The sequence below is a fragment of the Kitasatospora sp. NPDC087315 genome (assembly GCF_044744345.1).
Taxonomy (GTDB): Bacteria; Actinomycetota; Actinomycetes; order Streptomycetales; family Streptomycetaceae; genus Kitasatospora.
In genome coordinates this window covers 43,880-66,332 of the sequence record NZ_JBIUYD010000002.1, presented here as the reverse complement: position 1 = coordinate 66,332, position 22,453 = coordinate 43,880, and the positions used below count along the sequence as shown (strand labels likewise).

Below are 22,453 nucleotides of genomic sequence, written 5' to 3'. Positions count from 1 at the left end.
ACGCTGTGTCAGCGGGGAATCACTTATGGGTAGAGCCGTGTTGACCACGACTGTGCTGGCCACAACGACCGCCACCGGGCGGTCCAGCGAATGCGAGGGGGAGGGCCGATGACCGGGCGAGCCGATGCCGCGCGCCCGGCCGCCGTCGTGGTCGGCGGCGGCCTGGCAGGGATCACCGCCGCACTGCGGCTGGCCGAGGCGGACCACCGGGTCACCCTGGTCGAGGGCCGCCCCCGGCTGGGCGGGCTGGCCTTCTCGTTCCAGCGCGGCGAGCTGACCGTCGACAACGGCCAGCACGTCTACCTGCGCTGCTGCACCGCCTACCGGGGCCTGATCGACCGGCTCGGGGCGAGCCGGCTGGTCCACCTCCAGGACCGGCTCGACGTCCCCGTCCTGGGCGTCTCCGGGCCCGACGGCGCCCCGGTGCGAACCCTGGGCCGACTGCGGCGGGCCGGGCTGCCCGTTCCGCTGCACCTGGCCGGCAGCCTCGCCCGGTACCCGCACCTGGGCCCGGCCGACCGGGCCCGGGTGGTCCGCGGCGCGCTCGCCCTGAAGGGCCTGGACCTCGCCGACCCGGCGCTGGACGGGCTCTCCTTCGGCGCGTGGCTGCGCCGCAACGGGCAGAACGAGCGCACCCTCGCCGCCCTGTGGGACCTGGTCGGCGTCGCCACGCTGAACGCCCGGGCCGACCAGGTGTCGCTGGCGCTGGCCGCGATGGTGTTCAAGACCGGGCTGCTCTCCGACCCGGGCGCCTCCGACATCGGCACGGCCGCCGTCCCGCTGGGCGCGATCCACCACGACGCGGCGCTCGCCGAGCTGGAGCGCGCCGGCGTGCGGGTGCTGCTGCGCGCCCGTGCCGCGGAGCTCAAGCCGGCCACGCCTCAGCACGCCGTCCGGCTGGAGAGCGGCGAGCTGCTCACCGCCGACACCGTCGTCCTGGCCGGCGCCCAGGACACCGCTGCCGCCCTGCTGCCGCCCGACGCCATCGACGGGCAGCGGCAGCTGGCCGACTTCGGCACCGCGCCGATCCTCAACGTCCACGTGGTCTACGACCGCACGGTGCTGCGCCGCCCGTTCTTCGCGGCGCTCGGCTCGCCGGTGCAGTGGGTGTTCGACCGCACCGCGCACTCCGGACTGGCCGGCACCGAGTCGGGCCGGGCGCACCCCGGAGCCCAGTACCTGGCGGTCTCCCAGTCCGCCGTCCAGGACGAGATCGATCTGCCGGTCGCCGAGCTGCGCCGCCGTTACCTGCCGGAGCTGGCCCGCCTGCTCCCGGCCGCCGGCGGCGCCGAGGTGCTGGACTTCTTCGTCACCCGTGAGCGCACCGCGACCTTCGACCCGGCCCCGGGCACCGCGGCGCTGCGCCCGCACGCCCGGACCAAGGTCCCCGGGCTGCTGCTGGCCGGTTCGTGGACGGCCACCGGCTGGCCCGCGACGATGGAGGGCGCGGTGCGCAGTGGCCACGCCGCGGCCGACGCGGCGCTCGCCGGCGGCGGCACCAGGATCCCGGTGGACCGCGGCGACGGGAGGTGGCCCAGGTGACCACGGGCCCCGCCACCGGCGACCCCGCGAGATCCGGCGGTCCCACCGCCGGCCTCACCGGCCTCATCGACATCGCAAGCGCCCGGCCGCCCTTCGCGGCCCGGCACCATCAGGGAGAGGGAACGCACGTGGAGTCAAGCACCGGCACTGCCGTCGGAGGCACGGCGCACGCCGAACCGGTCTCGGTGCCCGAGCTGCTCGCCCGTAGCCGTACGCTCTGCACCCCACCGCTGCGGGCCGCCGTCGCCCGTCTGGCCGCACCGATGGACACCGTCGCGGCCTACCACTTCGGCTGGATCGACCGGGACGGCACGCCGTCCGCGGGGGACGGCGGCAAGGCCGTCCGCCCCGCTCTGGCCCTGCTCTCCGCGCAGGCGACCGGCGCCCCGGCGGAGGTGGGGGTACCCGGCGGGGTCGCCGTTGAACTGGTGCACAACTTCTCGCTGCTCCATGATGATCTGATGGACGGTGACGAGACCAGACGCCACCGGGCCACCGCCTGGACGGTCTTCGGTCCGGCCCAGGCGATCCTGGCCGGTGACGCCCTGGCGACGCTCGGTACGGAGGTGCTGCTCGACGCCGCCGTCACCGGTGGAGCGAGCCCCACCGACGCCGCCCGCGCCGTCCGGCTGCTCACCACCGCGACCCGCGGGCTCATCGACGGCCAGGCGATGGACGTGGCCTTCGAACAGCGGGACAGCGTCACCGTCGCCGAATGCCTGGAGATGGAGGGCGGCAAGACCGCCGCGCTCCTCGCCGCCGCCTCGGCGATCGGCGCCGTCCTGGCCGGCGCCGACGACCGGGTCTCGGACGCCCTCCAGCGCTACGGCCACCACCTGGGGCTCGCCTTCCAGGCGGTGGACGACCTGCTCGGCATCTGGGGCGCCACCGAGGTCACCGGCAAGCCGCACTGGGGCGACCTGCGCCAGCGCAAGAAGTCGCTGCCGGTCGCCGCCGCGCTCGCCGAGGGCGGCGCCGCGTCGCGCCGGCTCGCCGAGGAGCTGGCCGACCCCACCGGGCGCGGCGAGGAGAGCGAGCCCCAGCTCGCCGCCCGCGCCGGCCTGATCGAGGAGGCCGGCGGCCGTGCCTGGACCCAGGAGGAGGCCCGCCGCCAGCACACGACTGCCCTCGCCGCCCTGGACGAGGTCCCCATGCCCGACACGGTGCGCGAGCACTTCGTCGCACTCGCCGAATTCGTGGTGGTACGAGAGAGGTGACGTTACGTTGACAGCAACCGCGGACGGCCGGCTCGACCCTGAGTACGATTCCGAGCCGGTCGCGGTGGGCGACCGCCCCCCGGCGCTCCTGAGCGCCGGGCGGTGGCAGCCCGAAGGGACCGACCCGCTCCGGCCGGCCGACCGTCCCGACGAACAGCACACCGGGCCGGCCTCCGCCGAGGAGACGCTGGCCCGCGCCACCACCCACCTGCTCTCGCTACAGAGCTCGGAGGGCTGGTGGAAGGGTGATCTGGAGACCAACGTCACCATGGACGCCGAGGACCTGCTGCTCCGGCAGTTCCTCGGAATCCGAACGGCTGAGCAGACCAAGGCCACCGCCGAGTGGATCCGCTCCCAGCAACGGGAGGACGGCACCTGGTCCACCTTCCACGGCGGACCGCCCGAACTCTCCACCACCGTCGAGGCGTACGTCGCCCTCAAGCTCGCCGGCGACGACCCCAACGCCCCGCACATGCTCGCCGCCGCCCGCTACGTGCGCTCCGCCGGCGGCATCGCGGCCGCCCGGGTGTTCACCCGGATCTGGCTCGCGCTCTTCGGCTGGTGGCCCTGGGCACGGCTGCCCGAGATGCCGCCCGAGATCATGTTCCTGCCCAAGTGGCTCCCGCTGAACATCTACGCCTTCGGCTGCTGGGCCCGGCAGACCATCGTGCCGCTGACCATCGTCTCGGCCCACCGCCCGGTCCGCCCGGCCCCCTTCCCGCTCACCGAACTGCACACCGACCCGGAGCACCCCTTCCCGGACCGGCCGCTCGCCCCCGCCACCACCTGGGACGGCGTCTTCGAGCGCCTCGACAAGGTGCTGCACGCCTACCACCGCCGGGCGCTGCGCCCGCTGCGCCGGCTCGCCATCTCCCAGGCCTGCCGGTGGATCGTCGAGCGGCAGGAGGCCGACGGCTGCTGGGGCGGCATCCAGCCGCCCGCCGTCTACTCCCTGATCGCCCTGCACCTGGAGGGCTACGAGCTGGAACACCCGGTGGTGCAGGCCGGCCTGTCGGCCTTCGACCGGTTCACCGTGCACACCGAGGACGGCCGGCGCTGGCTGGAGGCCTGCCAGTCCCCGGTCTGGGACACCTGCCTGGCCACCATCGCGCTGGTCGACGCCGGGGTGCCGGCCGACCACCCCGCACTGGTCTCCGCGGTGGACTGGATGCTCGCGGAGGAGATCACCCGGCGCGGCGACTGGTCCGTGCAGCGGCCCTCGCTCGCGCCCGGCGGCTGGGCGTTCGAGTTCGAGAACGACACCTACCCCGACATCGACGACACCGCCGAGGTGGTGCTCGCACTGCGCCGGGTCGCCCACCCGAGCCCCGCCAAGGTGGCCGGAGCGGTGGACCGCGGCGTCGACTGGAACCTCGGCATGCAGTCCAAGAACGGCGCCTGGGGCGCGTTCGACGTCGACAACACCAGCACCCTGCCGAACAAGCTGCCGTTCTGCGACTTCGGCGAGGTGGTCGACCCGCCGTCCGCCGATGTCACCGCCCATGTGGTGGAGATGCTCGCCGAGGTCGGCAAGGGCCGGGACCCGCGCACCCGCCGGGGTGTGGAGTGGCTGCTGCGCAACCAGGAGGCCGACGGCTCCTGGTTCGGCCGCTGGGGCACCAACTACATCTACGGCACCGGTTCCGTCCTGCCCGCCCTGGTCGCGGCCGGCGTCCCGGACGAGCACCCGGCGATCCGCCGCGCCGTCCGCTGGCTGGAGGACCGGCAGAACACCGACGGCGGCTGGGGCGAGGACATGCGCTCCTACGAGGACCCGGCCCGCTGGGCCGGGCGCGGCGACTCCACCGCCTCGCAGACCGCCTGGGCGCTGATGGCGCTGCTCGCGGCCGGCGAGGGCCCGGACGGCCGGGCCAACCCGGCGGTCGAGCGCGGGGTGGACTGGCTGGTCCGCACCCAGCTGCCCGAGGGGACCTGGGACGAACCGCAGTTCACCGGCACCGGATTCCCCTGGGACTTCTCCATCAACTACCACCTCTACCGGCTGGTCTTCCCGGTCACCGCACTCGGCCGGTACCTCCACGGCAGCCCGGCCACCGGCCGGGAGAACACCGGCACCCCGACGATCGGGGCGGCCCGGTGAGCCGAGCCCCGCTGCTGGTGCTCTGCGCGCTCGGCCCCGAGGTGTGGGCCCTGCGGGGCGGGGACTGGCGCGGCGCGGCCGCCGGTCCGCCGGTCCTCGTCCGCACCGGGGTGGGCCGGCGGCGGGCCTCACTCGCCGTCAGAAGGCTGCTCAGCGCCGCCCCCGGCGGCTACGGCGCGGTCGTGGTGGCCGGCTTCGGGGCCGCCGTCGCGCCGGGAATAAGCCCCGGCGACGTCATCGTTGCGAACGGGGTGCGCGATGCCGAAGGGAACCTCTTCGCGGTCGACTCGGGTCCGGACCTCACCCGGGTCCTGAAGGCACGCGGTCTGACGGTCCACACCGGGGTGCACCACACCGCCGACCATGTGGTGCGCGGCATCGAACGGCGCGCCCTGCACCTGCAGGGCGCGCTCGCGGTCGACATGGAGGCCGCCGCGGTCACCGCGGCCCTCCAGGAGCTCCGCCCGACGCTGCCCGCGGCCGTCCTGCGGGTGGTCGTCGACACCCCCGAGCACGAACTGCTGCGTCCGGGCACTCTCCCGGCCGGACTGCGCGCCTGGCGGGCCCTGCGCGCGACCGTGCCCGCCCTGGTCGACTGGCACGAACAGAACCGGCCGCCGCGGGGGCGCCTACCGGGCCCGCCGTCCGGAATCCTCCACCACCCCACATCCTCGACGCTCCCTCAGGAGGCGAGCTAGCCATGGCCATGCCGTTGCGCCAAACCGTGCGGGTCGGCACCTACCTCATGCAGCAGAAGCTCAAGCGGCGGGACAAATTCCCGCTGATCGTCGAACTGGAACCGCTGTTCGCCTGCAACCTGGCCTGTGAGGGATGCGGCAAGATCCAGCACCCGGCGGGTGTGCTGAAGCAGCGGATGCCGGTCGCCCAGGCGGTCGGCGCGGTGCTGGAGTCGGGTGCCCCGATGGTCTCGATCGCGGGCGGCGAGCCGCTGATGCACCCGCAGATCGACGAGATCGTGCGGCAACTGGTCGAGCGCCGCAAGTACGTCTTCCTCTGCACCAACGCGCTGCTGCTGCGCAAGAAACTGGACAAGTTCAAGCCCTCGCCGTACTTCACCTTCACCGTGCACATCGACGGCATGCGCGAGCGGCACGACGCCTCGGTGGCCAAGGAGGGCACCTTCGACGAGGCGGTGGAGGCGATCAAGGAGGCCCAGCGGCGGGGCTTCCGGGTCACCACCAACAGCACCTTCTTCAACACCGACACCCCGCAGACCATCATCGAGGTGCTGGACTACCTCAATGACGAGCTCAAGGTCGAGGAGATGATGATCTCCCCGGCGTTCGCCTATGAGAAGGCCCCCGACCAGGAGCACTTCCTCGGCGTCGAACAGACCAGGGAGCTGTTCCGCAAGACCTTCGCCGGCGGCAACCGGCGGCGCTGGCGGCTCAACCACAGCCCGCTGTTCCTGGACTTCCTGGAGGGCAAGGTCGACTTCTCCTGCACCGCCTGGGGCATCCCCAACTACTCGCTGTTCGGGTGGCAGCGCCCCTGCTACCTGATGTCCGACGGGTACGTCCCCACCTACCGCGAGCTGGTCGAGAAGACCGACTGGGAGAAGTACGGCCGCGGCAAGGACCCGCGCTGCGCCAACTGCATGGCGCACTGCGGCTACGAGCCGACCGCCGTCCTCGCCACCATGGGCTCGCTCAAGGAGTCGCTGCGCGCGATCACCGAGACCATCAGCGCCAACCGCGGCCACTGACCGGCCGTCTGTGACCTCACGGTCCGGCCCGGGCCACCCGCCCGGGCCGGACCGCCCCGTCAGGGGGCACCACCGCACCGCTCCGAGTCGTGAGGTGAACACATGTCACTGCTCTCCAGCGTCAAGTCCCCGGCCGACCTGCGGGAGATCCCGGCCGCCGACCTCCCGCTGCTCGCCGACGAGATCCGCGCGTTCCTGATCGACGCCGTCACCAGGACCGGCGGCCACCTCGGCCCGAACCTCGGTGTGGTGGAGCTGACCATCGCGCTGCACCGGGTCTTCGACTCCCCGCGCGACCGGATCGTCTGGGACACCGGCCACCAGAGCTACGTCCACAAGCTGCTCACCGGCCGCCAGGACTTCTCCCGGCTGCGGATGAAGGACGGCCTCTCCGGCTACCCCTCCCGCGCCGAGTCCGAGCACGACCTGGTCGAGAACTCGCACGCCTCCACCGCCCTCTCCTACGCCGACGGCCTCGCCAAGGCCGCCCGGCTCCTCGGCCAGCACGACCGGCAGACCGTCGCCGTGATCGGCGACGGCGCCCTCACCGGCGGCCTCGCCTGGGAGGCGCTCAACAACATCGCCGAGGCCCGGGACCGGCCGCTGGTGATCGTCGTCAACGACAACGAGCGCTCCTACGCCAGAACCGTCGGCGGCCTCGCCCACCACCTCGCCACGCTGCGCACCACCCAGGGGTACGAGCGCTTCCTCGCCCTCGGCAAGGAGGCGCTGCAGCGCACCCCGCTGGTCGGCCAGCCGATCTTCGACGCGCTGCACGGCGCCAAGAAGGGGTTCAAGGACGCCTTCGCCCCGCAGGGCATGTTCGAGGACCTCGGGCTCAAGTACCTCGGGCCGATCGACGGCCACGACCTCGGCGCCGTCGAGCAGGCGCTGCGCCAGGCGCGCGGGTTCGGCGGCCCGGTCATCGTGCACTGCCTGACCGTCAAGGGCCGCGGCTACCGGCCCGCCGAGCAGGACGAGGCGGACCGCTTCCACGCCGTCAACCCGATCGACCCGTACACCTGCCTGCCCGTCTCGCCCAGCGGCGGGGTCTCCTGGACGTCCGTGTTCGGCGAGGAGATGCTCGCACTCGGGGCGGAGCGGCCGGACGTGGTCGCGATCACCGCCGCGATGCTCCAGCCGGTCGGGCTCGCCAAGTTCGCCCAGGCGTACCCCGAGCGGATCTTCGACGTCGGCATCGCCGAGCAGCACGCCGTCACCAGCGCGGCCGGCCTGGCCACCGGTGGGCTCCACCCGGTGGTGGCGGTGTACGCGACCTTCCTCAACCGGGCGTTCGACCAGGTGCTGATGGACGTCGCCCTGCACCGGCTGGGCGTCACCTTCGTACTCGACCGCTCCGGGGTGACCGGTCCGGACGGGGCCTCGCACAACGGCATGTGGGACATGTCGATCCTGCAGGTCGTCCCCGGTCTGCGGCTGGCCGCCCCGCGCGACGCCGATCAGCTCCGCGCCCAGTTGCGGGAGGCGGTGGAGGTGGTGGACGCGCCGACCGTGGTCCGCTTCCCCAAGGCGACCATCGGGCCCGTCGTCCCGGCCCTCGAGCGGATCGGCGGCGTGGACGTACTGCTGCGGACCGGGCCGGAGCCCGAGATCCTGCTGGTCGCCGTCGGCACCACCGCGGCCGCCTGCCTGGACGCGGCGCGGCTGCTGCTCGCCGAGGGGTTCACCGCGACCGTGGTCGACCCGCGCTGGGTCAAGCCGGTCGACGAGGCGTTGCCGCTCCTGGCCGCGGCGCACCGGCTGGTCGTCACCGTCGAGGACAACGGCCGGACCGGCGGCGTCGGCGCCGCGATCGCGCAGACGCTGCGCGACGCCGACCTGGACGTTCCACTGCGGGTGCTGGGCCTGCCGCAGCAGTTCCTCGAACACGGCGCCCGCGGCGACATCCTGGAGGAGACCGGCCTGACCGGGACCGGGGTCGCCGCCCAGACCGCGGTCTTCGCCAAGAACCTGCTACCGACCCGAGGAGCGGACCAGCACCATGCCGGCTGACCCCGACAGCACCGAAGCACGCTTCGACCTCGCCGCCCTGCTCGCCGAACGCGGGGCCGAGCGTTACGAGTTGCACAGCCGCTACCTCAATCCGCAGCTGCCCCGGATGCTGCGCACCATCGGCTTCGACAAGTACTACGAGCGCGCCGAGGGCCCGTACTTCTACGACGCCGAGGGCCACGAGTACCTCGACATGCTGGCCGGCTTCGGCATCTTCGCGCTGGGCCGCCACCACCCGGTGGTGCGGTCCGCCGTCCAGCAGGTGATGGACCTCGACCTGCCCGACCTGGTCCGCTTCGACTGCTCGCCGCTGCCCGGGCTGCTGGCCGAGCGGCTGCTCTCCTTCGCGCCCGGGCTGGACCGGGTGTTCTTCGGCAACAGCGGCACCGAGGCCGTCGAGACGGCGCTCAAGTTCGCCCGGTACGCGACCGGGCGCAAGCGGGTGCTCTACGCCGACCACGCCTTCCACGGGCTGACCGCCGGGTCACTCTCCGTCAACGGTGAGAACGGATTCCGCAAGGGCTTCGACCCGCTGCTGCCGGACACCGCCGTTCCGCTCGGCGATCTCGTCACCCTGGCCAAGGAGTTGAGGAAAGGCGATGTCGCGGCGCTGATCGTCGAGCCGATCCAGGGCAAGGGCGTGCAGGCCCCCCCTCCCGGCTGGCTGCGCGCGGCCCAGGAACTGCTGCACGAGCACAAAGCGCTGCTGATCTGCGACGAGGTGCAGACCGGGATCGGCCGGACCGGTGAGTTCTTCGCCTACCAGCACGAGGAGGGGGTACTGCCGGACCTGGTCTGCGTCGCCAAGGCGCTCTCCGGCGGGTATGTGCCGGTCGGGGCGACGCTCGGCAAGAGCTGGATCTTCGAGAAGGTGTACTCCTCGATGGACCGGGTGCTGGTCCACTCGGCCAGCTTCGGCTCCAACGCCCAGGCGATGGCGGCCGGCCTGGCGACCCTGGAGGTGATGCGGGACGAGAAGGTGGTCGAGAACGCCCGCCGGGTCGGCGATCTGTTCCGGGAGCGGCTGACCGCGCTGACCGGGAAGTACGAGCTGCTGGCCGAGGTCCGGGGCCGGGGCCTGATGATCGGTATCGAGTTCGGCCGGCCGAAGTCGCTCAAGCTGCGCACCGGCTGGACGGCTCTCCAGGCCGCCCGCAAGGGCTTGTTCGCGCAGATGGTGGTCGTACCGCTGCTCCAGCGGCACCGGATTCTCACCCAGGTCTCCGGTGACCACCTGGAGGTGATCAAGCTGATCCCGCCGCTGATCATCACCGAGCGGGATGTGGACCGGTTCATCGACGCGTTCACCGATGTCATGGACGACGCGCACCGGGGCAGCGGCCTGATGTGGGACTTCGGCCGGACGCTGGTGAAGCAGGCGGTCGGCAACCGCTGAGCGCCGCGGTCGGCCCGGTCGGCGGCGGAGAGTACGGGCACGGGGTGGGAGGTCGGCGGGGCCGACTTCCCACCCCGTGGGAGATACCGCGTCAGAGCTCTGTCCGGCGGCGCCGGATGACGACGACGAGATCGACGACGGCGAACAGGGTGAGCAGCCCGCAGGCCACCGCGAAACCGGTGAGGGTGCCCCGGCTGGGGGCGCCGTACGCGGGGGAGTTGGCCGCCCAGATCGCGAAGGCCGCGGTGGCGAGGGCGAACAGCGGTGTGAAGGTGAGTGAGAGCAGATAACGCAGCTTGAGGTCGCTGCGGGCGGTGGCGGGCTCGGTGCCGCTGCGCCACCGGCGCGGGGTGGTGGTGCGCATGTCCGTTCACCTCCCGGATCCGGGTGCGGCCGGTGTGGGCGGTCTACGATTCCAGCGTACGTCCGGGGCGAGCAGGGGAGCGGCGATGGCGGACGCGGAGGGCTATGCGGGGCTGCGGGTGGAACGGGCCGAGGAGCTGGCCCGTCGGCACGGCTGGGCCTCGGTCCGGGTGCTGCCGCCCGGGGCGATGATGACCATGGACCACCGGGAGGGCCGGCTCAACCTCGCGGTGCGCGACGGGGTGGTGGAGCGCAGCTGGGAGGGGTAGGGCCGGCCGGCCTCCGGGAGCCGGTGAGCCGCCGCTCGGCGGCGGCGACCAGGGGTTCGAGCAGGGGCAGCGAGAGCAGCACCAGCAGGCCGGCGGCCCAGCCGGCCAGGACGTCGGTGACCCAGTGGGTGCCGAGGTAGAGGGTGGTGAGCCCGACCGAGCAGGCGGTGGCGGCGGCGAGCACCGCGCCGGTGCGCCGCCAGCGGGCCGCCAGGTAGGCCAGGACGCCCCAGGTGACCACGGCGTTGGCGGTGTGCCCGGACGGGAATATGGTGCCGCCGGAGAACAGCTCGGGCGAGCCGACGTACTGGGCGTAGTGCGGGCCGAGGCGGCCGGTGGCGATCTTCACCGCGCCGACGGTGGCGTTGAGCAGCAGCAGGGCCACAGCCATCACCAGCAGGGGGCGCAGCCGCCGTAGCCGGTGGGCGCGCCAGCCGAGCCAGGCGAAGGCCGCGACGGCGGACGGACCGCGCTGCCCGGCCACCACCCAGATGTCCAGCAGCGGCTCCAGGCTGGGCCAGCGTTCGTACGGGCGCATCAGCCGTACCGACCAGTCGAGGTCGACCAGCGCGGTGTTGAGCAGCACGCCGGCCACCACCACCAGATAGCCGAGGGCGGTGAGGGCCAGCGGTCCGGCCTGCCGCCGGGCCGTCGGCGGACCGGACGCCGCGGGGGTGGGGCGTGGGCGCTCGCGGCGGGAGGTCAGGTTCTCCGGCAGTTCACTCGGCGCTTGCACGGTGGTGACGGTACCCACCTGTCCGGCGGCAGTCCCCGGGGAGTGGAGATTTTCCGGGGAAATCGGGGACAAGGCTGAAATATAGCTGCTTGGAGGTGCTTTCCCGATATTCTTCCGTCGAATATCGGTGTGGCCTTCGAATGGTTATTCCAAAGGGTGTGCAAAGCGAACGGAGTGGGAGGCCGGTCGGCCGGCTTCCCACTCCGTGGTAACCCTGCGTAGGTTCGGTGCTCAGTCGAGGGGGCCGCCGGCCACGTAGATCACCTGTCCGGAGACGAAGCCCGCACCCTCGCCGGCGAGGAACGAGATGGTGTGCGCCACGTCCTCCGGGACGCCGACCCGCTGGACCGGGATCTGGCCGGCGGCGGCGCGCTTGAAGTCCTCGAAGTCCATGCCGACCCGGGCGGCGGTGGCGGCCGTCATGTCGGTGGCGATGAAGCCGGGGGCGACGGCGTTGGCGGTGATGCCGAACTTGCCCAGCTCGATGGCCAGGGTCTTGGTGAAGCCCTGCAGACCCGCCTTGGCGGCGGAGTAGTTGGCCTGGCCGCGGTTGCCCTGGGCGGAGGACGAGGACAGGTTGACGATCCGGCCGAAGCCGGCGTCCACCATGTGCTTCTGCACCGCCCGGGTCATCAGGAAGGCGCCGCGCAGATGAACGTTCATCACCGTGTCCCAGTCGGACTCGGACATCTTGAAGAGCAGGTTGTCGCGCAGCACGCCCGCGTTGTTCACGAGGACGACCGGGGCGCCGAGTTCGGCGGCGATGCGGTCGACCGCGGCCTGTACCTGCCCGGCGTCCGAGACGTCGGCGCCGACGGCGAGGGCGCGGCCGCCCGCCGCGGTGATCCGGTCGACGGTGTCCTTGCAGGCCGCCTCGTCCAGGTCGAGGACGGCGACGGCGTACCCGTCGGAGGCCAGGCGCAGCGCGGTGGCGGCGCCCAGGCCGCGCGCGGCGCCGGTGACGACGGCGACCCTGGGGGCGGTGCTCTGCTCGGTCATGCTCGCTCTCGTCTCTCTTGGTGGACCGCTGAGGTGGCCACACCTTACCCGCGAGTAGGGTGCCCGGCCAGGGTGGAGAGCCGCAGGTGACCGAGGGTAAGGACCGACCGGTCGGCTTTCTCCTGCGAACGGGTTACGGTCGGGGCGACGCGGCGAGTAAATATGCCAATGTTGCCGAACCTGCGTCTACTATCCGCCCCCGCCTGCCAGCGAGGGCCCGCCGTTTGTATAGTGTCCGCCAGCAGCCACCGGCTGCACGGCTGGAGCGCCCTCCCTCACAGCGGGACGCCCACTCGCCGTTACTGCCCCACCCGGGTGTCCCACACACACCGGGTGTGACATCGGGACGGATACATGGTGCTGGGGGAGATCCCGACGACCCGCGTGTCCGCGCGACTGCAGCAGTCGCCCGGACACCTCATCCGCGTTGCACAGCAGGTACACACCCGTCTGTGGTCCGAACATGTCGGAGCCGATCTCACGGCCCCGCAGTTCGCCGTACTGCTGGTCCTCGCCCTGGAACCGGGCGCTGACCAGCGGACGGTCGGCGAGAGAGCCTCGCTGGACAAGGCCACGATGGCCGAGATGGTCGCTCGGCTGGTCCGTCGTGGACTGGTGCTGCGAAGGCGCGATCCGGCCGACGGCCGGCGCAAGCTGCTCGCTCTCTCGCAGAGCGGCGCCCAGGCGGTGCGCGAGGCCACCGGCGGAGTGGTCCGCGTGCAGCGCACGCTCTTCGAGCCGCTCACGGCCGAGGAGCAGCTGGAAATCGTCCGCGTGATGGCCAAGATAGCCAGGCTGGAGCCCGCTGCGGTCGCCGTCCTCACGGACGCGCGGCCGATGCTGGACGCCCAGCGGGCGATCGGCTATCTGATCAGGGTGAGCCAGCAGGTTCACACCAAACTCTGGTCGGAGCACGTCGGTTCGGACCTGACGGCGCCGCAGTACGCGGTGCTGGACGCGCTCGAACTGGAGCCGGGCGCCGATCAGCGGACGGTCGGCGAGCTGGCCTCGCTGGACAAGGCCACGATGGCCGAGATGGTCAGCCGTCTCGTCCGGCGCGGTCTGGTGCAGCGTCGGCGCGACCCCTCGGACGGGCGGCGCAACCTGCTGTCGCTCTCGCCGGCGGGGCAGGACCTGCTGCACCGCTCGGCCGCGGGCGTGGCGGAGGTTCAGCGGTTGTTGCTGGCCGCGCTGGAAGAGGAGGAACACGCACCCGCCCTGGCGTTGATCGCCAAGGCGGCCAGGCTCTAGGCGCCCTTCCTCGCGCGCTAGCCAAAACGATTCGCCACCGTGCCGGAGGTCCTCCTGTCGAGGGCCGAAGGAGCGTGGTCGGACCGGTCGGTAGGGCTGCGCGCCGAGCGGCGGGACGGTTCCGGCCGACATCGCGGGCCCTTCACACCGAAGGCCGCCCACCCCGAACGGGGTGGGCGGCCTTCGGTGTTGACGCTCGGTCGGGGGCGGTGTCGTCGAACACCGGTCCGGCGTCGACGGCGCCGAGGCGGCGTCAGTTCCAGTCGAAGCTCTGCGGGTCCGGGCCGATCCGCTCGCCGGTGGCGATGCCGGCGATCGCGGTCAGGTCGGCCGCGTCCAGCTCGAAGCCGGTGACGTCCAGGTTCTCCTTGATCCGGGCCGGGGTGACCGACTTCGGGATCGCGATGATGCCGCTCTGCAGGTGCCAGCGGAGCACCACCTGGGCGACGGTGCGGCCGTGCTTCTCGGCGATCTTCACCAGCACCGGGTCGGCCAGCAGCTCCTTGCCCTGGCCCAGCGGGCTCCAGGCCTCGGTGGCGATGCCGTGCTGGGCGTGGAAGGCGCGCAGTTCGCCCTGCGGGAAGTACGGGTGCAGCTCGACCTGGTTCAGCACCGGGGCCACCGAGGCCTCGTCGAGCAGGCGGGTGAGCTGCTCGGCGCCGAAGTTGGAGACGCCGATGGACTTCACCCGGCCGCCGGCGAGCAGCTGCTCCAGGCCCTTCCAGACGTTCAGGAAGCTGCCGTGCATCGGGCGCGGCCAGTGGATCAGGTAGAGGTCCACGTAGTCCAGGCCGAGCTTGGCCAGCGAGGCGTCGAACTCGCGCAGTACCGCGTCGCGGCCCTGCTCGCCGGACCAGTCGCGGGTGCCGGAGTTCCACAGCTTGGTGGTGATGTAGAGGTCCTCGCGGGCCACGCCGCCCGCGAGCGCCTCGGTGATCGCCTGGCCGGTGCCGGCCTCGTTCTCGTAGATCGCCGCCGTGTCGATCGAGCGGTAGCCCGCCTGGATGGCGTTGCGGACGGCCGCCGTCGCCTCCGCGTCGGGAACCTGCCACACGCCGAAGCCGAGCTGCGGGATCTGCGAGCCGTTGTTGAGGGTGATGCTGGGGATCTTGCTCACGGGAAGGGGTGCCCTCCTGGTTGACCATCGTTTCCAGTGAAGGCCAACCGGTGGCGCCGCGGGATTGTTCCCGTCCGGCGAAAGAATTTTCCGACGCGTTGTACCGGCGTACGCAGGGGTTCTCGGCGCCGGGTCCGTCGGGCGGCCGCCGGGAAAACCTGTTGCGCAGGTCACATCTGGATTGGCAGGCTCGCTGCCATGACGTCCTGACCAGCCCCTCGCCGTGACCGTGCCGGCCGCCTTCGCCGCTGTTCCCCCACCCCTCCCGGTCGCCGTTCCGGCGCCCGGACCGCCGCCGTTCCGGTGCGCCGTGAGGTCCGAGATCCGGGCCGCGCCGCCGGCCGTCCGCGCCACCCGCCCGTACCACCCGCAACGGAGCGTCATGCCGCTCAAGACCTTGCCGCTGGCCGATCCCGGCAGCCCCGATCTCTCTTCACCGCTCGCCTTCCTGCGCTGGCTGCAGCGCAGCCAGCGGCGCGGGCAGGTGCTCTCCACCTGCTGGGCGCTGCTCGAGATGGGGTGCCAGGCGGCCCTGCCGATACCGCTCGGACTGGGCGTCCAGGCCGCCGTCGACGGCCACGGCGCCGGGATCTGGCGGGCTGGGGCCGCCGTCCTGGCCCTCGCCGCGGTCGCCTCGCTCGGCGCGGTGCTGCTGCACCGTCAGGCGGTGTGGAACTGGATCCACGCCGCCACCCATGTCCGTCAGCTGGTGGCCCGTCAGGCCTCCGGCCTCGGCGCCGGGTTGTCCCGCCGGATCGCCACGGGCGAGATCGTGGCCGTCGGCAGCGGGGACGTCGAGAAGATCGGCTGGTATGTCGAGCTGATCGCCCGGCTCCGCGCCGGGGTGGTCGTCTGGCTGGCGGTGGGCTGCGCCGTGCTGGTGGCCGAACCACTGCTCGGCCTCATCGTCCTGCTCGGTGTACCGGTTCTGGCCGCCGCGGTCTGGCCGCTGCTCGGCCCGTTCGAACGGCGCTACTCCGAACAGCGCGCGCTCGGCGGCAAGGCCACCGAGCTGGCCGCCGACACCGTCGCCGGGCTGCGGGTGCTGCGCGGCATCGGTGGTGAGGAGCTGTTCCTGGCCCGGTACCGGGCCGCCTCGCAGAAGGTCCGCGCCGCCGCCGTCCGCTCGGCCCGGGTCCGGTCCCTGATGCAGGCTCAGCAGGTCCTGCTGCCGGGCCTGTTCGTGGTCGGCGTCACCTGGTACGGCGCCCACCTGGCCGCCGACGGCCGGATCACCATCGGCACCCTGGTCGCCGTGTACGGCTCCACCGCCTTCCTGGCCGCGCCGCTGCGCATCCTGGGCGAGGCCGCGCACGCCTGGAGCGTCGCCAGGGTCTCGGCCGGCCGGGCCGTCCGGGTGCTCTCGCTCAGCCGCACCGACGGCACGGCCGGGGCCGCGTTGAGCCGGCCCGGACAGGCCGACCTGTACGACCCGGCGACCGGCCTGACCGCCCGCGCGGGCGAGCTGACCGCCGTGGTCTGCGGCGACCCGGACTTCGCCGGCGCACTCGCCGAGCGGCTCGGCGGACACGTCCCGCTCGCCGACGGCGAGCAGCCGCAGCCCTCCGTCCGGCTCGGTGGCACCGAGCTGGACACCGTCCCGCTGACCGAGGCCCGGGCGGCGGTGCTGGTCCACGACAAGGAGCCGGTGCTGCTCTCCGGCACTCTGGCCGGGCTGTTCGACATCCCCGCCTCGGGCCGGGTCGCGCCGGCCGACGCGCTCGCCGCCGCCCGTGCCGACGATGTCCTGGACGCCCTGGTGGACGGCTCGCCGGACTGCGCGGGGGACGCGATGCGGGCGCGGATCACCGAGCGCGGCCGCTCGCTCTCCGGCGGCCAGCGTCAGCGGCTGGCGCTCGCCCGCTCGCTGCTGGCCGACCCGCCGGTCCTCGTCCTGGACGAGCCCACCAGCGCGGTCGACGCCCACACGGAGTCGCGGATCGCCGCCGGGCTGCGCAGGCACCGGGAGGGCCGCACCACCGTGGTCTTCGCGACCAGTCCGCTGCTGCTCGACCAGGCCGACCGGGTGGTGCTGGTGCTGGACGGCCGGGCCGTCGCGGCCGGCCGCCATCGCGAGCTGATGCACACCGAGCCCGGCTACCGGGCCGTGGTCACCCGCGACGAGGAACCGGCCGCCGTCGGGGAGGGCGCATGACCGTCGCCCGCCCCCCGGCCCGTCCGGATTGCCCCACCCACCTGGCCCGCCCTGCCCGCGGCGAACGTCCGGCCCACCGCGACCGCCCGGCCGGAGAACAGAGGAGCACCGTATGAAGCCCCCCGCCCATCAGGAGCAGGGGCCGGCCACCACGCTGCCGGTCGGCTCCCCGGCCGCCGTGCGCTCCTACCTGCGGCTGCTCGCCCGGCGTCACCGGGCCGGCTTCTCGTCCGTGGTGGCGCTGCACTCGGTGGCCACCGTGGCCGGGCTGGTCGGGCCCTGGGTCCTCGGCACCCTGGTCGAGTCACTGGCCACCGATACCGCCGAGACCGCCGTCGCGGCCGCCGTCGGCTGGTACCTGCTGGCGCTGGTGGTGCAGTCCGCCTTCACCTGGTGGTCCCGGATGCGCGGCAGCATCCTCGGCGAGCGCGTCCTGGCCGACCTGCGCGAGGACTTCCTGGTCCGCTCGGTCGCGCTGCCCACCGGCGTGCTGGAGCGGGCCGGTACCGGGGACCTCGTTTCCCGGGGCACCACCGACATCGACCGGCTGGACAAATCGGTCCGCGAGGCGGCGCCCGAGCTGGCCGTCGCCGTGGTCTCGCTGCTGCTGGTGCTGGGCGCGCTGGTGATCACCTCGCCGCTGCTCGCGCTCACCTCGCTGATCGGCCTGCCGCTGCTGCTCGCCAGCTCCCGCTGGTACTTCCGGCGGGCCCCGCAGTCCTACCGGAACGAGTCGGCCGGCTACGCCGCGGTGAACACCGTGCTGGCCGAGACGGTGGACGCCGGGCGGACGGTCGAGGCGCTGCGCCTCGGCGACCAGCGGGTCCGGCTGACCGACCGCAAGCTCGGCGAGTGGCTCGCCTGGGAGCGGTACACCCTCTGGCTGCGGTCGGTCTGGTTCCCGACCATCGACGCGGTCTACGCCCTGGCCGTGCTCGGGACCCTGGTCCTCGGCGGGCTGTTCACCCTGCGGGGCTGGATCACCGTCGGCCAGCTGACCACCGGCGTGCTGTACGCCCAGGCGCTCGTCGCCCCGGTCGACCTGATCCTGCGCTGGTACGACGAGCTGCAGATCGGGCAGGCCTCGCTGGCCCGGCTGGTCGGGGTGCGCGAGGTACCCGAGCACGAGAGCGACGAGGACGCCCTTCCGGACGGCCGGCAGGTCCGGGCGACGGACGTCCGGTTCGGCTACCGCGAGGGCGCCGACGTGCTGCACGGCATCAGCCTGGACGTCGCCCCGGGAAGCCGGGTGGCGCTGGTCGGGCCGTCCGGCGCGGGCAAATCCACCCTGGGCCGGCTGCTGGCCGGGATCTACGCGCCCGGCCGGGGCAGTGTCACGCTCGGCGGGGCGGCGCTGGCGAGGATGCCGGCCGAGCGGGTCCGGGCACAGGTCGCGCTGGTCAACCAGGAGCACCACGTCTTCGTCGGCACCCTGCGGGACAACCTGCGGCTGGCCGTGCCGGAGGCCGACGACACCGAGCTGCGCGCCGCGCTGGACGCGGTGGAGGCCGGTGACTGGGTGGACGCGCTGCCGGAGGGCCTGGACACCGAGGTCGGTTCGGGCGCCACCGCGCTGACCCCGCCGCAGGCGCAGCAGCTGGCCCTGGCCCGGCTGGTGCTGGCCGATCCGCACACCCTGGTGCTGGACGAGGCCACCTCGCTGCTGGACCCGCGGGCCGCCCGGCACCTGGAGCGTTCGCTCTCCCGGGTGCTGGAGGGCCGGACGGTGATCGCCATCGCCCACCGGCTGCACACCGCGCACGACGCGGACGTGATCGCCGTGGTCGAGGGCGGGCGGATCAGTGAGTACGGCAGCCACCCGGAGCTGGTGGCGGCCGGTGGTCCGTACGCGGCGCTCTGGCGCTCCTGGCGCGACGAGCGATGACGCGAACGGTCATGATCGACTACAGCTGGTGAGCGAAGGTAAACCCGCACGGGGTGAGATTGCCCCGTGTGGGTTACTCCTGGGCGCGTAACCGGACAAATCGGGTTCGCGGCCAGCAGACTGCGTGGGTGACCAAGATTTCAGACGGCTCGTCCGGTTCCAAGCGCAGCGAAATCGCGGGAATCCCCACCCGGTACATCGGGATCGGCGTCATCGTCGTCCTGGCGGTGTGGTTCCTGTTCGCCAACCTCGACAAGGTGAAGATCCAGTTCTGGGTGCTCACCGTCACCGCGCCGCTCTGGATCGCCCTGCTGGCCACCCTGCTCGCCGGCGGCGCACTGGGCTGGCTGCTGAAGGGCCGGCGCGGCAAGTGACCACCGCCCCCGGGGCCTCCGGCTTCACGCCGCTGATCGAGCTGCGCGGCGTCAACAAGCACTTCGGGGACCTGCACGTCCTGCAGGACATCGAACTGACGGTCGGGCGCGGGGAGGTCGTGGTGGTGATCGGCCCGTCCGGCTCCGGCAAGTCCACACTCTGCCGGGCGATCAACCGGCTGGAGCCGATCGAGGCCGGCACCATCGTGATCGACGGGCAGGCGCTGCCCGAGGAGGGCAAGGGGCTGGCCCGGCTGCGCGCCGAGGTGGGGATGGTGTTCCAGTCCTTCAACCTGTTCGCGCACAAGACCGTGCTGCAGAACGTCTCGCTGGCCCAGATCAAGGTCCGGGGCCGCTCCCGGACGGAGGCCGACGCCAAGTCCCGGGCGCTGCTGGAGCGGGTCGGTCTGGCCTCGCAGGCGGACAAGTACCCGGCGCAGCTCTCCGGCGGCCAGCAGCAGCGGGTCGCCATCGCCCGGGCCCTCGCCATGGAGCCCAAGGCGCTGCTCTTCGACGAGCCCACCTCGGCCCTCGACCCCGAGATGATCAACGAGGTGCTGGACGTGATGCGCCGGCTCGCGAACGAGGGCATGACCATGGTGGTGGTCACCCACGAGATGGGATTCGCCCGCGCCTCCGCCAACCGGGTGGTCTTCATGGCCGACGGGCGGATCGTCGAGGACCGCGCCCCCGAGGCCTTCTTCAGCGCTCCCGAGAGCGCGCGCGCCCGGGACTTCCTGTCCAAGATCCTGAAGCACTGAGGCGGCGCCATGAGGGAGATGACCGCCGCACGGCTGCTCGCCGTCGCCGCGCTGGCCCTGCTGCTCACCGGCTGCGGCAAGCCGGGCACCCCGCCGCCCAAGGGCCCGCAGGCCGGTGCCCTGCCCAGCTACCAGGTGCGGAACGCCGCTGACATCACCGGCTCGCCCACCCTGGACGCCGCGCGCAGCCGCGGCCACCTGGTGGTCGGCGCCAAGGAGGACCAGCCCTACCTCGGCGAGAAGAACCCGGCCACCGGGGAGTACTCCGGCTTCGACATCGAGATCGCCAAGATGGTCGGTGCCTACCTCGGGTTCGCCCCGGACCGGATCGAGTTCAAGACCATCGCCTCGGCCAACCGCGAGACCGCGCTGCAGAACGGTCAGGTGGACTTCTACGTCGGCACCTACACCATCAACGACAACCGCAAGAAGCTGGTCGGCTTCGCCGGGCCGTACTTCATGGCCGGACAGTCGCTGCTGGTGCGCAAGAAGGACAACAGCATCCACGGTCCGGAGGACCTGAACGGCAAGAAGGTCTGTTCGGCGGCGGGATCCACCCCGTACCAGCGGATCCAGCAGCAGTACCCGAAGGCCAAGCTGATCGGCTACGACACCTACTCGGCCTGTGTGGACAACCTGATCACCGGCCAGGTGGACGCCGTCACCACGGACAACAGCATCCTGCTGGGCTACGCGGCCAAGGTGCCGGACGAGCTCAAGGTGGTCGGCCCGCTGTTCTCCCAGGAGCCGTACGGGATCGGGACCCCGAAGAACGACACCGTGCTGCGCGACGCGCTGAACGACGCCCTCGTCCAGCACGAGGAGAACGGCGACTGGAAACGGGCCTTCGAGGCCACCCTCGGCCTCTCCGGCGCGCCCGCGCCCACCCCGCCGCCGATCGACCGGTACTGAGAGGGCCCGCGCTGTGAAGACGCTGACCGACAACTGGTCGATCTACTGGAACGGCTTCCTCGGCACCCTTTCGCTGTTCGCGGTGAGCGCCGTGCTGTCGCTGGTGCTCGGCGTGCTGATCGCGAGCTTCCGGGTCTCGCCGGTGAAGCCGCTGCGGATCTTCGGCACCGGCTGGGTGACCCTGCTGCGCAACACGCCCCTGACGCTGCTGTTCTTCATCGTGGTGCTGGGCCTGCCGCGGTTCGACATCACCCTGCCGTTCTTCACCTTCGCGGTGCTCGCGCTCGGTTGCTACACCTCGGCGTTCGTCTGCGAGGCGATGCGCTCGGGCGTCAACACCGTGCCCTCCGGGCAGGGCGAGGCGGCGCGCAGCCTGGGGATGACCTTCGGCCAGACGATGGGGCTGGTGGTGCTGCCCCAGGCGTACCGGTCGGTGGTCGCGCCGATCGGCAGCGTCATGATCGCGCTGGCCAAGAACACCGCGATCGCCGGCTCGTTCAGCGTGACCGAGCTGCTCGGCACCTATCGGACCATCAACGAGCTGGGCTACAGCATCGTCTGGACCTTCGTCTGGATCGCTGTCGGCTATCTGATCATCACCCTGGCTATCAGCGCCGTCTTCAATCTGCTGGAACGACGAGTGGCGGTGTCGCGATGACCGTTCAATCCTCGGCGCTGTACGACATTCCGGGCCCACGGGCGATCGCCCGGCACCGGCTGTACGGCGTGATCGCGCTGCTGGTCATCCTGGCGCTGATCGGGTGGATCGTCTACATGCTGTTCCACACCCACCAGTTCACCTACCAGAAGTGGATGGCCTTCGAGTACCAGGGCGTCCAGGAGCTGCTGCTGCGCGGGCTCGGGAACACGCTGAAGGCCTTCGGCTGGACGGTGCTGTTCGCGCTGCCGTTCGGCGCGCTGTTCGCGGCCGGGCGGCTCTCCGACCACCGGGTGGTGCGCCGGCTCTCCACGCTGGTGGTCGAGTTCTTCCGGGCCATGCCGCTGCTGGTGATGATCTTCTTCATCTTCGTCGCGCTCAAGGTGCAGCCACTCTGGGCGCTGGTGGCCGGGCTGGTGCTCTACAACGGTTCGGTGCTCGCCGAGGTGTTCCGGGCCGGTGTGCTGGCGGTGCCCAAGGGGCAGCGGGAGGCGGCGTTCGCGCTCGGGATGCGCAAGACCCAGGTGATGACGTACGTGCTGGTGCCACAGGCCAACCGGGCGATGCTGCCGGCCATCATCAGCCAGCTGGTGGTCGCGCTCAAGGACACCTCGCTGGGGTTCCTGATCACCTACGAGGAGTTCCTGCACGCGGGCAAGCTGATCGCCACCAACCTGGACTACGATCTGCCCTTCATCCCGGTGGTGATGGTGATCGCGCCGATCTACATCGGGATGTGTCTGCTGCTCTCCTGGCTGGCGCACCTGGTCGAGCGCCGCGGCCGACGCCGCCCCAGCATGCGCGGCGGCCCGCCGGTGGCCAGGGCGGAGGTGGCGATGGGGCTGCCGCCGTCGGTGCAGCAGTAGCCGGGAGCGGTGGGGGAGACGGTTCGCTCCTGGACCATAGGTGCGGATGGGGTTATGCCAATGACCTCCAAAGTCTGCTTATGATTACCCGCGCGGGGAGCAGCGGACGGGC

Annotated in this window: 20 protein-coding genes; 16 read left to right on the top strand and 4 right to left on the bottom strand. The window is 72.3% G+C overall.

Annotated features, from left to right (window positions below; translation table 11 throughout):
• Positions 1-108: 108 nt before the first annotated feature.
• From hpnE to ACIO5D_RS03140, 7 genes are all read left to right on the top strand, one after another.
• A complete protein-coding gene (hpnE, locus tag ACIO5D_RS03170) occupies positions 109-1,542 on the top strand; it encodes a hydroxysqualene dehydroxylase HpnE (RefSeq protein ID WP_363611726.1) in 1,434 nt (477 codons plus the stop codon).
• Positions 1,543-1,670: 128 nt separating this feature from the next.
• Positions 1,671-2,759: a polyprenyl synthetase family protein gene (locus ACIO5D_RS03165; RefSeq protein ID WP_400756556.1), complete on the top strand. Its 1,089-nt coding sequence runs from the start codon at positions 1,671-1,673 to the stop codon at positions 2,757-2,759.
• 7 nt (positions 2,760-2,766) lie between these two features.
• The gene (gene shc / locus ACIO5D_RS03160) at positions 2,767-4,860 is read left to right on the top strand and encodes a squalene--hopene cyclase (RefSeq protein WP_363611728.1); all 2,094 of its coding nucleotides are present in this window, start codon (positions 2,767-2,769) and stop codon (positions 4,858-4,860) included.
• Complete coding sequence (locus ACIO5D_RS03155; protein ID WP_363611730.1) at positions 4,857-5,558, top strand: 1-hydroxy-2-methyl-2-butenyl 4-diphosphate reductase; 702 nt, start codon at positions 4,857-4,859, stop codon at positions 5,556-5,558. The genes shc and ACIO5D_RS03155 overlap by 4 nt, the downstream gene beginning before the upstream one ends.
• 2 nt (positions 5,559-5,560) lie before the next feature.
• Positions 5,561-6,586 (top strand): adenosyl-hopene transferase HpnH, encoded by a 1,026-nt coding sequence (gene hpnH / locus ACIO5D_RS03150; protein WP_363611732.1) that lies wholly within the window; start codon positions 5,561-5,563, stop codon positions 6,584-6,586.
• 102 nt (positions 6,587-6,688) lie between these two features.
• Positions 6,689-8,599 carry a 1-deoxy-D-xylulose-5-phosphate synthase gene (gene dxs / locus ACIO5D_RS03145; protein WP_363611734.1) on the top strand — a complete coding sequence of 637 codons (1,911 nt, stop codon included), beginning with the start codon at positions 6,689-6,691 and terminating at the stop codon, positions 8,597-8,599.
• Positions 8,589-9,995, top strand: coding sequence for an aspartate aminotransferase family protein (locus ACIO5D_RS03140; RefSeq protein WP_400649241.1), 1,407 nt, complete (start codon positions 8,589-8,591; stop codon positions 9,993-9,995). Before dxs ends, ACIO5D_RS03140 begins: the two co-directional genes overlap by 11 nt.
• 91 nt (positions 9,996-10,086) lie before the next feature.
• On the opposite strand, the gene ACIO5D_RS03135 is transcribed toward ACIO5D_RS03140, so the two are convergent.
• Positions 10,087-10,359, bottom strand: coding sequence for a DUF6343 family protein (locus ACIO5D_RS03135; protein WP_363611738.1), 273 nt, complete (start codon positions 10,357-10,359; stop codon positions 10,087-10,089).
• A gap of 85 nt (positions 10,360-10,444) precedes the next feature.
• Here ACIO5D_RS03135 and ACIO5D_RS03130 point away from each other — a divergent pair, with 85 nt between their 5' ends.
• The gene (locus tag ACIO5D_RS03130; protein WP_363611740.1) at positions 10,445-10,627 is read left to right on the top strand and encodes an I78 family peptidase inhibitor; all 183 of its coding nucleotides are present in this window, start codon (positions 10,445-10,447) and stop codon (positions 10,625-10,627) included.
• On the opposite strand, the gene ACIO5D_RS03125 is transcribed toward ACIO5D_RS03130, so the two are convergent.
• Positions 10,578-11,363 (bottom strand): phosphatase PAP2 family protein, encoded by a 786-nt coding sequence (locus ACIO5D_RS03125; RefSeq protein WP_400793751.1) that lies wholly within the window; start codon positions 11,361-11,363, stop codon positions 10,578-10,580. The two genes, ACIO5D_RS03130 and ACIO5D_RS03125, sit on opposite strands and share 50 nt — an antisense overlap.
• Positions 11,364-11,594: 231 nt before the next feature.
• Positions 11,595-12,362, bottom strand: a complete 768-nt coding sequence (gene fabG, locus ACIO5D_RS03120) for a 3-oxoacyl-ACP reductase FabG (protein ID WP_400649239.1) — start codon at positions 12,360-12,362, stop codon at positions 11,595-11,597.
• Positions 12,363-12,746: 384 nt separating this feature from the next.
• Between fabG and ACIO5D_RS03115 the strand changes: the two genes are divergently transcribed.
• Positions 12,747-13,613, top strand: coding sequence for a MarR family transcriptional regulator (locus tag ACIO5D_RS03115; RefSeq protein ID WP_363611746.1), 867 nt, complete (start codon positions 12,747-12,749; stop codon positions 13,611-13,613).
• Positions 13,614-13,866: 253 nt separating this feature from the next.
• On the opposite strand, the gene ACIO5D_RS03110 is transcribed toward ACIO5D_RS03115, so the two are convergent.
• Positions 13,867-14,730 carry an aldo/keto reductase gene (locus ACIO5D_RS03110; protein WP_363611748.1) on the bottom strand — a complete coding sequence of 288 codons (864 nt, stop codon included), beginning with the start codon at positions 14,728-14,730 and terminating at the stop codon, positions 13,867-13,869.
• 382 nt (positions 14,731-15,112) lie between these two features.
• On the opposite strand from ACIO5D_RS03110, the gene ACIO5D_RS03105 reads away from it, so the two are divergent.
• The 7 genes from ACIO5D_RS03105 to ACIO5D_RS03075 all read left to right on the top strand — a co-directional run bounded on the left by ACIO5D_RS03105 (position 15,113) and on the right by ACIO5D_RS03075 (position 22,341).
• Complete coding sequence (locus ACIO5D_RS03105) at positions 15,113-16,885, top strand: ABC transporter transmembrane domain-containing protein (RefSeq protein WP_400793959.1); 1,773 nt, start codon at positions 15,113-15,115, stop codon at positions 16,883-16,885.
• A 112-nt stretch (positions 16,886-16,997) separates the two neighbouring features.
• Positions 16,998-18,770 carry an ABC transporter ATP-binding protein gene (locus ACIO5D_RS03100; protein ID WP_363611750.1) on the top strand — a complete coding sequence of 591 codons (1,773 nt, stop codon included), beginning with the start codon at positions 16,998-17,000 and terminating at the stop codon, positions 18,768-18,770.
• A 128-nt stretch (positions 18,771-18,898) separates the two neighbouring features.
• Positions 18,899-19,144 (top strand): LapA family protein, encoded by a 246-nt coding sequence (locus ACIO5D_RS03095; protein ID WP_363611752.1) that lies wholly within the window; start codon positions 18,899-18,901, stop codon positions 19,142-19,144.
• Between the two features lie 32 nt (positions 19,145-19,176).
• Positions 19,177-19,905, top strand: coding sequence for an amino acid ABC transporter ATP-binding protein (locus ACIO5D_RS03090; RefSeq protein WP_363611796.1), 729 nt, complete (start codon positions 19,177-19,179; stop codon positions 19,903-19,905).
• A 9-nt stretch (positions 19,906-19,914) separates the two neighbouring features.
• On the top strand, positions 19,915-20,817 hold the full coding sequence (locus tag ACIO5D_RS03085; protein ID WP_363611754.1) for a glutamate ABC transporter substrate-binding protein: 903 nt from the start codon (positions 19,915-19,917) through the stop codon (positions 20,815-20,817).
• A gap of 13 nt (positions 20,818-20,830) precedes the next feature.
• Complete coding sequence (locus ACIO5D_RS03080) at positions 20,831-21,475, top strand: amino acid ABC transporter permease (RefSeq protein ID WP_363611756.1); 645 nt, start codon at positions 20,831-20,833, stop codon at positions 21,473-21,475.
• Positions 21,472-22,341: an amino acid ABC transporter permease gene (locus ACIO5D_RS03075; protein ID WP_400793750.1), complete on the top strand. Its 870-nt coding sequence runs from the start codon at positions 21,472-21,474 to the stop codon at positions 22,339-22,341. Before ACIO5D_RS03080 ends, ACIO5D_RS03075 begins: the two co-directional genes overlap by 4 nt.
• The last annotated feature ends 112 nt before the right edge of the window (positions 22,342-22,453 follow it).

Bases quoted from the DNA above. Each gene is read 5' to 3' on its own strand.
- hpnE (WP_363611726.1), top strand. From the start codon at position 109: ATGACCGGGCGAGCCGATGCCGCGCGCCCGGCCGCCGTCGTGGTCGGC.
- hpnH (WP_363611732.1), top strand. From the start codon at position 5,561: ATGGCCATGCCGTTGCGCCAAACCGTGCGGGTCGGCACCTACCTCATG.
- dxs (WP_363611734.1), top strand. From the start codon at position 6,689: ATGTCACTGCTCTCCAGCGTCAAGTCCCCGGCCGACCTGCGGGAGATC.
- ACIO5D_RS03140 (WP_400649241.1), top strand. From the start codon at position 8,589: ATGCCGGCTGACCCCGACAGCACCGAAGCACGCTTCGACCTCGCCGCC.
- ACIO5D_RS03135 (WP_363611738.1), bottom strand. From the start codon at position 10,359: ATGCGCACCACCACCCCGCGCCGGTGGCGCAGCGGCACCGAGCCCGCC.
- ACIO5D_RS03130 (WP_363611740.1), top strand. From the start codon at position 10,445: ATGGCGGACGCGGAGGGCTATGCGGGGCTGCGGGTGGAACGGGCCGAG.
- fabG (WP_400649239.1), bottom strand. From the start codon at position 12,362: ATGACCGAGCAGAGCACCGCCCCCAGGGTCGCCGTCGTCACCGGCGCC.
- ACIO5D_RS03105 (WP_400793959.1), top strand. From the start codon at position 15,113: ATGCCGCTCAAGACCTTGCCGCTGGCCGATCCCGGCAGCCCCGATCTC.
- ACIO5D_RS03100 (WP_363611750.1), top strand. From the start codon at position 16,998: ATGAAGCCCCCCGCCCATCAGGAGCAGGGGCCGGCCACCACGCTGCCG.
- ACIO5D_RS03085 (WP_363611754.1), top strand. From the start codon at position 19,915: ATGAGGGAGATGACCGCCGCACGGCTGCTCGCCGTCGCCGCGCTGGCC.
- ACIO5D_RS03075 (WP_400793750.1), top strand. From the start codon at position 21,472: ATGACCGTTCAATCCTCGGCGCTGTACGACATTCCGGGCCCACGGGCG.